Below are 11,493 nucleotides of genomic sequence, written 5' to 3'. Positions count from 1 at the left end.
TGTTCATCGAGATGACCAGAAGTCTTTTTGCAATTGAACCGTTTCCTGTTCAAGTTCCATGATTGGTCCAATCAGCTCAATATTCTTCTGACCATGAGCAAAAATATACTCAGCAGAAACACTCATAGTCGGATTCTCATTATGGTTTCCAGTACATTGCAATAATTTTTCTTCGGTCATGGCATAGACCACCCGCCCGATATTGGCCCAATAAATCGTTCCAGAACACATGCAGCAAGGTTCAACTGCCGTATATAAGGTGCATTCAGCCAGATAATCCGGCGTAAAATTGCTGGCTGCGATCCGGGCTAAAGTACTTTCTGCATGGTTGACCGTATCAATATTACATTGGGTCAGTAAAACCGTTTCATGATCAGGTGCAACCAGCACCGCACCAAAAGGATGATGGCCTAAAGACATTGCCCGCTTGGCAACCTTATTGGATAATCTTAAAAAAGATAGCATTTGCTCATGGCTAGGCTGTGGCATAAATTACTCTAACAATCGAAAGTTCAAAGGTCATATGTGCTTATAAAATAGGACTTTGAACAGATGGCATGGAATAAAAAAAGCACCCCAACAGACCAGGGTGCATAAAGGAGGAAATTTAATTTAAACAATATAGCGCTTGCTTAGACCCCATTCCGCCAGAATGCGGCGATAAGTTGTCGAAGACCGGTCAGCTTCAAAATGTGCTTCCATCGTAATATCCAAAGGTAATTCTTCTGGTTTCTGGCTTTCGACCATGTCCTGATCTTCAGCAAAAATCTGTGCGTTAAAGTCATAAACCGCTTGCAGATCACCAGTCGTATCAAAATTACGGGTCAATGGCACAAATAAACGGGTTTTATTGTGAGATACCGGACAGCAGGCATTCAGAATTTTCAGGATGCCATTTTCCGGAAAATGCACTGTTAAAATCGCTGAAAATGGTGGATAGACATCAAACACACGTTTCCACAAGAATCCTTCGGGTGCCAGATGCTGCAAGCCATGTGGATAGTTGCTGACATCGCTGACATATTCTGTATGCAAGCCATAAGGAGTGCGCACAGTGGAATACTTTTGCACGATCGGATTATCACGTGAAGCAAACGATTCATGATGCACCCAGGCAAAATGCGCCACATCAATAAAGCCTTCCAGCTGCCGGCCACTTGAACCACCGATATCAACAAATGGCGGTAAGATGGATTGGTGCTCTTCACTGTCCCAGGTATCCAGATCAGGGAAATTAGCTTCTGATTCATCCCGGCTAAACAGGCTGGTCCAGACCAGACCATATTTCAAGACCACTGGAAACTTGGTTAAGGTAAAACGATCCGAAATGTTGGTTAGTTCTGGTTGAGCCGGTATTTTAGTGCATTTTCCTTGCGTGTTGTAATGCAAGCCATGATAAGGACAAATAATTTCTTCACCCTTTACCCAGCCTTTGGTTAATGGTACACCACGATGCGGACAGATATCACGAACCAGATGAATGCTGCCACTCTCAGTTTGATATAGGGCCATCTTCACATCCAGAAGTTGTACCTGCTGTGGCGTAGTACTCACATCCTGAATACGGGCAACTGGATACCAATGCTGAGCCAGGATATTCCAGTCTGATGGGTCAAAGCCGCTACAGTGCGGTTGACTGAATAAATTAAGCACCGGGATCGCATTCATAGTTCACTCACAAATATTTATCGCATGACAACGGCTTAAATTTTTATCTCATTAAGCTGCCTAGTTGTTCTTTAATAAAATTAGCCAAATGCCTGTTCTGCTGTCTATTAGAATGTTTCGTAGCCCATGTTCCAATAAATAGAACACAAAACTTTTACCGTTCCATTTCTTTGAAAATTGGCACAGAAATCGCTTGTCCACTTGCATAGAACCAGAATCACTTAGTTTCCAGCTGAAAATTATGTGATTAAAACGATGTGCAGGTGGGTTGATGTGATTTTATGAATATTACTTTTTCAAGATTTTCAGAATATTTTATTGCCGTAGCCAAAACAGGCAGCCTCAGAAAAGCAGCTGATCAGCTTTATATTTCCGTCTCCGCGATTCATCGTCAGATCGCTCTGGCAGAAGAAGAATTTGGCATCGTGCTTTTTGAACGGTTGCCGAGTGGCCTGAAGCTGACATTAGCGGGTGAATTGCTCTATGCCGACCTACTCAAATGGCAAAAAGAATTCCAACAGACCTGTGTACGTTTTGATGAAATTCAGGGTTTATCGCGCGGCAGCATTGAACTCGGGCTCATTGCGGCACTCAGTGACGGTTTCGTTTTAGATTCTCTACAATATATGTATGAAAACTATCCCTGGATCAATTTCAATATCCAGATTCAGGAAAGTGATACTGTCTCTAAAATGATTATGGATGCTGAAGTTGATTTTGGCATTCTGCTCAATCCTAAAAGTCATAATCAGCTCGAAGTCATGTCTTTTGTGGAAATCCCGGTTGGATTTGTGATGGCCAAATCTCATCCTTTGGCTCAGGCAGAAAAAATCTATTTTTCCGACACTTTAAACTTCAAGCATCTCATTCCCTGCGCCCCTTTAATCATTCATGACTATGTTTATAGCCTGTATAAACATCACCAATTTATGCCACAGCAAAAGCTGGAATGTAATGACATTCGCATGATTACTTCTCTGGCAGAGCGCAACTTAGGAATTGGGGTACTTTCCTATATCGACGCCTTGCCTTATTTAGAACGCGATGAACTGGTGTTTAAACCGATCATTGAAAAAGGGATGCATCCGCTGACCCTTGCCCTTTGTGTGGCACCGAAACGGCAAATTTCCCGTATCTCACAAATCATGATGAACCATCTGATCGACCGGATGGAAGATTTAAAAATTAAATTACAACAGCTCAATGCCTCATGTGCTGCCTGATTTAGCAACAGTACAAATAAAACTTATTGGAAAAAAGATATGACAACCTTATGGATTAAAAATCCTCTTGCTGTATTTACCTCGAATGGTCTGGATGCCCGTGGTGGCTTGGTCATTCGCGATGGCAAAATTATTGAACTGGTGGCTTTGGGACAAACCCCAGCATCGCCTTATGACCAGTTCTTTGATGCCCAGAATTTGGTGATTACACCGGGACTGATTAATAGCCATCATCATTTTTATCAGACCTTGACCCGTGCTTGGGCTCCCGTGGTCAATGCTCCGCTATTTCCATGGCTAAAAACCTTATATCCGGTCTGGGCCAAATTGAATACTGAACAGCATTATCTAGCCACTCAAATTGCATTGTCTGAATTACTGCTTTCCGGTTGTACCTTTGCGGCGGATCACCATTATCTGTTTCCACAGCAGCTGTCCGATGCCATTGGTGTTCAGGTTGAAGCATCAGAACAATTAGGGATTCGGGTCATGCTGACCCGAGGTTCCATGAGTCTGGGTGAAGATTCTGGTGGCTTGCCACCGCAGCATACCGTACAGGATATGGACACCATTCTGCTGGACTCAGAACGGTTGGTGCAGAAATTTCACCAGCGTAGTGCTGATGCGATGGTCAATATTGCGCTTGCACCATGTTCACCATTTTCAGTCACCCAAGAGATTATGCGAGAAAGTGCGGCACTGGCAGAAAAACTGGATGTACGTCTGCATACCCATCTGGCCGAAACACTGGATGAAGAACAATTTTGCCTGTCCAAATTTGGCATGCGTACCGTCGATTATCTGGAAAGTGTAGGCTGGCTCAATTCTAGAACTTGGCTGGCGCATGGCATTCATTTTAATGCCGATGAGATCCAACGCTTAGGACAGGCTCAGGTCGGTATCTGTCATTGTCCGCATTCCAATATGCGTCTGGCTTCAGGGATTTGTCCAACCATGGATTTACTGGAAGCGGGTGCAGTCATTGGTCTGGGTGTGGATGGCTCTGCTTCGGGTGATGCGTCCAATCTGATTCTGGAAGCTCGGCAGGCGATGTATTTACAGCGCTTAAAATATGGTGCAGAAGTGATTACGCCTGAACGTGCTTTAACCTGGGCCACACAAGGCTCGGCACAGTTACTGGGACGTGAAAAGCATCTAGGACAAATCGCAGCAGATTTTCAGGCAGATTTAGCTTTTTATAGTCTGGATGATGTGCGTTTTTCAGGGATTCATGACCCGATTGCCGGCCTGTTGCTGTGCGGTGCAGACCGTGCCGAACATGTCATGGTGAATGGACAATGGGTCGTTAAAAACCGGGAAATCCTGAATCTGGATCTTGAAGCGGTTCAGGCTGCACATCGGCAGGCAGCGAAAGCTTTACTTGCGGCCTAAAAAATCTATTAGCGAATCCCTCATATTTAAATATAAAAAAACCCTTCATCATTGAAGGGCTTTTTGCCAAGAGTGTAAAGGCAGAATTAATCTAAAGGATTGCCAATAATATTACTGATAATGCCTTTCATGATATGTGGTCCCTGCTCTTTACGCAGTTCTTCATACCATTCTTTGGTCACGGCTTCATCTTTCATATGCGTGACATCACAGCGTTTACGTGCACGCAATACCAGCTCATTGGCACGCTCATTGCGTTTGTTCTGATAGCGTTTCAAGGCATCTTCCAGCCCAAGGGTATTAATCTGTAAAGACCGAGCCAGATAGATCGCATCTTCCATGGCCTGACAACCACCCTGACCAATATCCGGTGTGGTGCTATGTGCGGCATCACCAACAATTACGACACGACCTTTATAGAACTGAGCAAACGGTTCAATATCATGAATTTCAACCCGATTGGTTTTCTGTTCATCCAGCGCATCAATCAGATGCTGAACCGGCGCACACCAACCTTCAAAGTACTGTTTCAACAAGGTTTTATATTCTGCCCGATTATTCTCTAAACCGGCTGGCAACGGCACATCAAAGAAGAAATAGAATTTTCCGTCTGCTACAGGCATCAGCGAAACGCGCTTACCTTGCCCGACAAATGTGGTCCATTGATCTGCCGGAGTGAGATTTTCTGAAATTTCTACCAGACCATTCCAGTTGACATAACCGGCATAGCGACGAGAAACCTGTTCACCCAGTACATAGGCACGGGTAATGGAATGAGTTCCATCTGCGCCAATCAGTAGATCCGTTTTGATTTCTGTACCATCCGCAAATTTAACCAGGACACCATCTTCTTGTTCTTGCAGCTCGATCATTTTCTTGCCAAGCTGAATATCTTCATGGCCAAAATCGTCCATCAGCATGTTTTGTAAATCTGCACGTGCCACCGGATATGGACGTTGTCCCACTTCTTCAATTAACGGCAATAAACTGAACTGCGTCATGGTATCGCCCGTCAAGCCATCAATATAGGCCAGCTGATCCATCTGGCCGCCAAGATTGGCGACCTGTTCAGTTAAGCCCAGATAATTCAAACATTTTACCCCATTTGACCAAAGTGAAATTGCTGCGCCCACCGGTAAAATCTTTTCTGCCTGTTCATAGATGGTGACTTTATGCCCAAACTTTTTTAGTGCAATTCCTGTGGTCAATCCCCCCATCCCTGCACCAATAATTGTAATCTCCATCTATTTGCTCCTCTCAAAATTGTGTTTCTTCCTCCCTGTGTAGCTAAAAGCGTGCCATTTCGAAAATAATGCACTGATTTTTCTCAAAAGTTGGCACAAGCCGTGCATTCATCTATTCATTAAAAACCTGTTTTTATAAGGTCTTTCAGCAGAATTACAGGCTTTTATAAAAAATTAGATTCACGTTAAACATAATTTGAATGGAACATAGTTATGGCAAGATTATTTGCACCCATTTTCGAGATCCCTGCCCATATCCAGCAGCTTACCAACTTGGCTGATAGCCGGATTGGTGCAGAAATTCTTGAATGTTCAGATGATTTTTTTGCTGAAGCAAAACGAATGTTGCAATTTGATGCACCAATTTTTGTTGAAGATAAATTTGATGATCATGGCAAATGGATGGATGGCTGGGAAACCCGCCGCAAGCGCCATGCCGGCTATGACTGGGCCATTGTCAAACTGGGCGTAGCTGGAACCATCAAAGCACTAGATATTGATACCACGTTTTTTACCGGAAATTACCCTGCCTCTGCCGCAGTCGAAGCCTGCTATGCACCAAATGGTGACTTAAGCACTGCAACCTGGCACTCAATTTTACCAAACAGTATATTAGGTCCGAGCCAGCATCATATTTTCAATATTGCTTCAGACGAAGTCTTTACGCATGTACGTCTAAATATTTTCCCTGACGGGGGTGTGGCGCGCTTTAAAGTCTATGGTGAAGTAAAAATTCAGGTTCAGGACAGCAATCAGGTGATTGATCTGGTCGCTCTGGAAAATGGCGGTCGTGTCATTGCCTATAGTGATGCACACTTTGGTCATCCACGTAATCTGATTAATCCAGGCCGTGGCATCAATATGGGGGATGGCTGGGAAACTAAACGCCGTCGTGCACCCGGTTTTGACTGGTGTATTCTGGCCTTGGGTCAGAGTGGCCAGATTGAAAAAATTGAGATTGATACCGCACATTTTAAAGGCAACTTCCCTGCTCAAGTCTCTATCCAAGCGATTTATATTGAAGATGCGACTGATCAGCAGTTAATTCCGCAAAGTATGTTCTGGCCATTCCTGCTTGAAGCACAAGATATGCAGATGGATCATATTCATAGCTTTGTTAAGGAAATCTTAAAACAGGAAAAAATTTCTCATATTCGGGTGAATATGATTCCGGATGGCGGCATTAGCCGGATTCGTCTATGGGGAAAAGTTGTCTGAGTAATTACAACTATGAGCATGCAAAGCATAAAAATACAGCCCTTAACTGCTGAAAGTTTCTTGCCTTATGGCGAGGTCATTGCCTGCGAAGGCAATGATTTTTTCCATATTAATGATCAGCAGACTGAGCGTTATCATGCTCTGGCTGTGGCTGAAACAGATGCAAAAGTTGGTCTAAGTATTTTTAGAAATATTCAGACCACTGCCATTCCCTTTGAAATCGAAATGCTGGAACGTCATCCTGTCGGTTCACAAGCGTTCATCCCGATGCAAGGCCAGAAATTTTTAATTGTGGTTGCACCTAATCTGGATCATGAAAAACCTGATCTCAGTCAAATTCAGGCTTTTATCAGTAATGGTACACAAGGCGTAAATTATCGTGCCGGCACCTGGCATCATCCTTTGCTGACCTTTGAAGCTCCGAGTGATTTCGTGGTGATCGATCGTATCGGCACTGGTCCAAACTGTGATGTTTATACTTTTCCTGAAAAGATTTTTATCGAAAATTAAGCCCATTAAAAAGCCCTTATTAATAAGGGCTTTTTAATTTCTTATTTGTTGTATTTAGAAATGATATTTCACTAAAGCACTCACGTTGTTTTCATCTGCATCCGGAATACCGTATTTGTTATTCCAAACCGAATGCTCAATACCAAGATATAAATTGGTATCAGGAGAAATGTGCTTGCCGACATTCCATTTCCACTGAGTCGTCCAGTTCATCTCGCTCGCATGATCATCTTCAGCAGTTGACCAGTCCAGGAAGCCATCTACCAGGAACTCTTCAGTACCCAGTTTAAATGGCACACCATAGGTCAAGGTGAGCTGATAGTCGTCTTCCATATTTTCATTATTTACACGATAAAGATTCACGCTGGCATAATTGAATTTTGGAATAGCCAGGTCGAAACCTACACCGTACAGGAAGTTATCAAAACCTTCACCACCTTCCCAAGTCGTTGCCACTAGCACATCTTTCACTGGACCAAATGCCAGCTTTTGACCTGAAACTTCACCCAGACTTAAACGTGGTGAAAATTCAAAATAGCTTGATTTAATATCGTCGGAACCACGCATACGGTCAATGAAAAAGAAAACATCTGCATATTTAACTTTTGCAGCGTATTCAACAGTTAGGGTTGCCTGTTTTTCATCTACAACTTCATAGTTTTCCCCATAAAGCCCAGTAACGCTAAAATCCTGCCAGACTGGTTTTGCCTGTGCAGATGCTGCACCCAATGCAAGTAATGTTGCAGCAGAAACTTGAGTAAATTTCATAAATAAGGTTCCCCAATGGAATTAAAAATCTCATTCTGGATTAAGCAAGAACAAAGCCAACTTTTTTAATTTTTGATAAAAAAAGCCCATGACTGGCATGGGCATATGGAGGAAATCAAACTTTAATGCAGCGTTTCTGCGACCTTTTCCGGAACCTCTGTTTTCGACTTAAACATAGGCAGATGATTAAACAGAATATTTAAAAGGATCGCCATTAAACAGGTTGAACTGATGCCAGAATGGAACAGGGTTTGGAACCATTTTGGGAAATTGGCATAGAAAGAATAGTCAATAATCGGGATCATGCCGGCTGCAATTGAAGTTGCAACAATGATCAGATTTTTCTGCTCGTTATAATCTATTTTCGCCAAGGTGCGGATACCACTCGCAGCTACTGTACCAAATAGCACCAATCCTGCACCACCAAGTACCGGAACCGGAATTGCGGCGATTAGTCGGCCCATAATTGGAAGTAATCCCAAAACCACTAAAATCATACCGCCAGCAGCGACCACAAAACGGCTTTTAATCCCGGTAATGGCAACCAGCCCGACGTTTTGCGCAAAAGCACTTTGCATGAATGAACCAAAAATCGGTGCAACTGCACTTGAGAACATATCTGCACGCAGACCATTCGAAATACGTTCTGAATCTACTTTGGTTCCAACAATCTCACCTACAGCAATAATATCAGCCGTCGTTTCAGTCATAATCACCAACGTCACAATCAGCATGGAAATGATTGCACTGAGTTCAAAGGTCGGCATGCCAAAAGCAAAGAAACTCGGAAATTGTACCCATGCACCATGGCCGACTTTACTAAAATCGCCAAAACCAAACAGATAAGCCAGCACTGAACCCATTACGATCGCCAATAAAATAGATAAGCGACGAATCGAGGCATTTCTGCTCAAGTTTAGACAGATCACAATAGCCAAGGTCATCACGGCCAGGCTGATATTTTCAACACCTCCCCATTCAGGTGCATTTTTATTACCCCCCATCATCCAGCGAACGGCTACGGGTAAAAGTGATAAACCGATAATCGTGATCACACAGCCGGTCACGACTGGCGGGAAAAAACGGATAATTCTAGAAAAATAAGGCGCAAGGAAGAAACCAATTAATGAAGCTATGATGACTGCACCATAAACAGCTGATAAGCCGCCACCTGTAGTTACAATCGCCACCATCGTCGCCACACCCGCAAAGGAAACCCCTTGTACCAGTGGCAATTTAGCCCCGATATATTTCACTCCAATGGTTTGTAAAATCGTAGCCAGACCGCCAACAAACAATGCAGCCGCAATCAATAAACCGATTTGTGTAGCTTCCAAACCTGCGGCAGTACCCACAATGAGTGGTGGTGCGATAATACCACCGTACATGGTCAATACATGTTGCAAGCCATAGGCTGCACTTTTGCCTGCGCCCAGATATTCATGTTCTGGTGAAATGTTTGTGCTTTGTTCTGTCATTCTTTTTCTCTCCCTGAAAGCTTGAATAAAAAAATCAGCTTCCGCGATATGTGGAGTACGCGAATGGGCTGATCAGTAAAGGAATATGAAAGTGCTGAGAGGCATCTTTCACCTGAAAATGAATGACTGCTTTAGGAAAGAAAGTTTCTAGACCTAAGCCTTCAAAATAATCAGAAGTAGCAAATTCAAGACTGTATTTACCTTCCTCAAATTCGGTTAAACCAAAATCTGTGACTCGACCATCTGCATTGGTAAATGCTTTTCCGAGTAATTCACCTTCTTCATCAAAGAGTTTGATTAAAACATGTGCTGCAGGTTTGCCGAGATGCGTATCTAAAATATGAGTGCTGATCATGCTTGCAGCTCCTGTGACAGTCTTAATAAAGCGATTTCCGCCAGTTGCGTATGAACAATACCTTTTTCAGTTTCCGGATCATTAGCTAAACGATCTTTCAAGGCATTCAGCACTTCTTGGCTATTTAGACCAGCCGCTTTAATCAGGAAGATATAACCGTATTTTTTTTCATAAGCGATATTGCCTTCTAGCAAAGCTTGCTGAGTTGCTTCGTCCTGAGTTATCGCAGCCTGTTCACGATTGGAAAAGTTTTTTTCAACTTCGCTTAATTCAGCCTGTGCCTTTTTTTCACCAATACGTGGATGATTATCCAAAGCTGCTTTGATTTCATCCCAGGTCCAGGTTGCAGCCTGTTGTCTGGCTATATTCAATACATCTTCAACAGATATATAAGGACGCTTTGCTTCAATCTGGGTCGACCAGCTCGGTATTTGCACACAGTGCTTTAAAAAGGTAATGGCCTCTTCTAGAGATGCCTGATTAAATTCAACGAGTTGCACTATTAAATCGCCTGATGATATTCATTTTTTGTTCAGTACAGGTTTTGCAATAACAGTGCCAAATCGTCTTGATCTTATATTTTTATATGATGTATAAAGCAAAAAAAGAGAACTCAAGGTTCTCTTTTTTAATATATTTTTCTCATTTTAGTACGTGATATTTATACCAATGCGCTGCAATATCACCTCGGCGGCAAATCCAGACTTTTTCATGACCTTGAACATAATCGAGGAACTTTTGTAGGGCTTTAAAGCGTCCCGGCCGCCCTAAAATACGACAATGCATCCCGATCGATAGCATTTTTGGTTCAGTTTCACCTTCAGCATAGAGCACATCGAAGGCATCTTTTAAATATTGATAGAATTGTTCCCCGCTATTAAAGCCGCCCGGTGAACTAAATTTCATATCATTGCTTTCTAAAGTATAGGGGATGATCAAATGAGGGCGTGTTTCACCTGCCTGATTGGTCAATGTGCTCCAAAATGGCAAGTCATCGCCATAGTTGTCGCAGTCATATTGAATCTGAGGAAATTCAGCCAGTAATTGACGGGTATTTGGACTATCCCGACCGGTATACCAGCCAATCGGTGATTTGCCGAACAGGGTTTCCAGTACGCTAATCGCCTGATCCATATACTGGCGTTCAAGTTCAATTGGCATGTCCTGATAATGCACCCAGCGCTGACCATGTGAAACTACATCATAATTGGCTTCTTTAATCGCTTCGACTATATAAGGATTACGAATTAAAGCCATCCCAACCCCGAATATGGTCATCGGCAGATTACGCTTTTTAAACTCGTTATGAATACGCCAGAAACCTGCACGTGAGCCATATTCATACATAGAATCCATCGACATGTGTTTGTCTGGAAAGCTGGCTGCGCCAATAATGTCAGATAGAAACTGTTCTGAACCGGCATCACCGTGTTCTACGTGGTTTTCACCACCTTCCTCATAATTCAGTACAAATTGAACTGCGACACGGGCCTGATTAGGCCATTCTACTTTTGGTACATCGCCATGATAGCCAATCAAATCACGTGAATAAGGCTGGTTTCGAATTTGATCTATGAGTTCTTGTCCGCGTAGATATGTGCTGGTCACGTTTAATCCCTGATGTGTTATATCAAACA

General features: G+C 43.0%; 12 protein-coding genes. 4 read left to right on the top strand and 8 right to left on the bottom strand.

The window, feature by feature from the left end; genetic code table 11:
• Positions 1 to 3 precede the first annotated feature (3 nt).
• Positions 4 to 489, bottom strand: coding sequence for a nucleoside deaminase (locus tag AC4MBN_RS06815; protein WP_491880896.1), 486 nt, complete (start codon positions 487 to 489; stop codon positions 4 to 6).
• A gap of 123 nt (positions 490 to 612) precedes the next feature.
• Positions 613 to 1,668, bottom strand: a complete 1,056-nt coding sequence (locus AC4MBN_RS06810; RefSeq protein WP_419365191.1) for a Rieske 2Fe-2S domain-containing protein — start codon at positions 1,666 to 1,668, stop codon at positions 613 to 615.
• A 281-nt stretch (positions 1,669 to 1,949) separates the two neighbouring features.
• Between AC4MBN_RS06810 and AC4MBN_RS06805 the strand changes: the two genes are divergently transcribed.
• Both AC4MBN_RS06805 and AC4MBN_RS06800 read left to right on the top strand, forming a co-directional pair.
• The gene (locus tag AC4MBN_RS06805) at positions 1,950 to 2,891 is read left to right on the top strand and encodes a LysR family transcriptional regulator (RefSeq protein WP_419365193.1); all 942 of its coding nucleotides are present in this window, start codon (positions 1,950 to 1,952) and stop codon (positions 2,889 to 2,891) included.
• Positions 2,892 to 2,930: 39 nt separating this feature from the next.
• The gene (locus tag AC4MBN_RS06800; protein WP_419365195.1) at positions 2,931 to 4,283 is read left to right on the top strand and encodes an 8-oxoguanine deaminase; all 1,353 of its coding nucleotides are present in this window, start codon (positions 2,931 to 2,933) and stop codon (positions 4,281 to 4,283) included.
• Between the two features lie 86 nt (positions 4,284 to 4,369).
• Here the strand turns inward: AC4MBN_RS06800 and hpxO are convergent, their stop codons facing one another.
• Positions 4,370 to 5,527 (bottom strand): FAD-dependent urate hydroxylase HpxO, encoded by a 1,158-nt coding sequence (gene hpxO, locus AC4MBN_RS06795; RefSeq protein ID WP_419365197.1) that lies wholly within the window; start codon positions 5,525 to 5,527, stop codon positions 4,370 to 4,372.
• A gap of 213 nt (positions 5,528 to 5,740) precedes the next feature.
• Here hpxO and alc point away from each other — a divergent pair, with 213 nt between their 5' ends.
• Together alc and AC4MBN_RS06785 are read left to right on the top strand one after the other, a co-directional pair.
• On the top strand, positions 5,741 to 6,745 hold the full coding sequence (gene alc / locus AC4MBN_RS06790) for an allantoicase (RefSeq protein WP_491880895.1): 1,005 nt from the start codon (positions 5,741 to 5,743) through the stop codon (positions 6,743 to 6,745).
• Between the two features lie 12 nt (positions 6,746 to 6,757).
• Positions 6,758 to 7,255 carry an ureidoglycolate lyase gene (locus AC4MBN_RS06785; protein ID WP_419365201.1) on the top strand — a complete coding sequence of 166 codons (498 nt, stop codon included), beginning with the start codon at positions 6,758 to 6,760 and terminating at the stop codon, positions 7,253 to 7,255.
• 54 nt (positions 7,256 to 7,309) lie between these two features.
• Here AC4MBN_RS06785 and AC4MBN_RS06780 read toward each other — a convergent pair whose 3' ends face one another.
• From AC4MBN_RS06780 to puuE, 5 genes are all read right to left on the bottom strand, one after another.
• Complete coding sequence (locus AC4MBN_RS06780; RefSeq protein WP_491875852.1) at positions 7,310 to 8,023, bottom strand: outer membrane protein OmpK; 714 nt, start codon at positions 8,021 to 8,023, stop codon at positions 7,310 to 7,312.
• Positions 8,024 to 8,145: 122 nt separating this feature from the next.
• Positions 8,146 to 9,501, bottom strand: a complete 1,356-nt coding sequence (locus AC4MBN_RS06775) for a nucleobase:cation symporter-2 family protein (RefSeq protein ID WP_491880894.1) — start codon at positions 9,499 to 9,501, stop codon at positions 8,146 to 8,148.
• A 34-nt stretch (positions 9,502 to 9,535) separates the two neighbouring features.
• Positions 9,536 to 9,856 carry a hydroxyisourate hydrolase gene (gene uraH / locus AC4MBN_RS06770; RefSeq protein WP_005235589.1) on the bottom strand — a complete coding sequence of 107 codons (321 nt, stop codon included), beginning with the start codon at positions 9,854 to 9,856 and terminating at the stop codon, positions 9,536 to 9,538.
• The gene (gene uraD, locus AC4MBN_RS06765) at positions 9,853 to 10,356 is read right to left on the bottom strand and encodes a 2-oxo-4-hydroxy-4-carboxy-5-ureidoimidazoline decarboxylase (RefSeq protein WP_419365207.1); all 504 of its coding nucleotides are present in this window, start codon (positions 10,354 to 10,356) and stop codon (positions 9,853 to 9,855) included. The genes uraH and uraD overlap by 4 nt, the downstream gene beginning before the upstream one ends.
• Before the next feature lie 142 nt (positions 10,357 to 10,498).
• Positions 10,499 to 11,464 carry an allantoinase PuuE gene (gene puuE, locus AC4MBN_RS06760; protein ID WP_419365209.1) on the bottom strand — a complete coding sequence of 322 codons (966 nt, stop codon included), beginning with the start codon at positions 11,462 to 11,464 and terminating at the stop codon, positions 10,499 to 10,501.
• Positions 11,465 to 11,493 lie beyond the last annotated feature (29 nt).

This window comes from Acinetobacter sp. CAU_H_60 (genome assembly GCF_058599385.1).
Note: the sequence above shows the minus strand (reverse complement) of the source record. Positions and strands in the feature narration are given on the sequence as shown.

Bases quoted from the DNA above. Each gene is read 5' to 3' on its own strand.
- AC4MBN_RS06810 (WP_419365191.1), bottom strand. From the start codon at position 1,668: ATGAATGCGATCCCGGTGCTTAATTTATTCAGTCAACCGCACTGTAGC.
- AC4MBN_RS06780 (WP_491875852.1), bottom strand. From the start codon at position 8,023: ATGAAATTTACTCAAGTTTCTGCTGCAACATTACTTGCATTGGGTGCA.
- AC4MBN_RS06775 (WP_491880894.1), bottom strand. From the start codon at position 9,501: ATGACAGAACAAAGCACAAACATTTCACCAGAACATGAATATCTGGGC.
- AC4MBN_RS06800 (WP_419365195.1), top strand. From the start codon at position 2,931: ATGACAACCTTATGGATTAAAAATCCTCTTGCTGTATTTACCTCGAAT.
- uraH (WP_005235589.1), bottom strand. From the start codon at position 9,856: ATGATCAGCACTCATATTTTAGATACGCATCTCGGCAAACCTGCAGCA.
- AC4MBN_RS06815 (WP_491880896.1), bottom strand. From the start codon at position 489: ATGCCACAGCCTAGCCATGAGCAAATGCTATCTTTTTTAAGATTATCC.
- hpxO (WP_419365197.1), bottom strand. From the start codon at position 5,527: ATGGAGATTACAATTATTGGTGCAGGGATGGGGGGATTGACCACAGGA.
- alc (WP_491880895.1), top strand. From the start codon at position 5,741: ATGGCAAGATTATTTGCACCCATTTTCGAGATCCCTGCCCATATCCAG.
- AC4MBN_RS06785 (WP_419365201.1), top strand. From the start codon at position 6,758: ATGAGCATGCAAAGCATAAAAATACAGCCCTTAACTGCTGAAAGTTTC.
- AC4MBN_RS06805 (WP_419365193.1), top strand. From the start codon at position 1,950: ATGAATATTACTTTTTCAAGATTTTCAGAATATTTTATTGCCGTAGCC.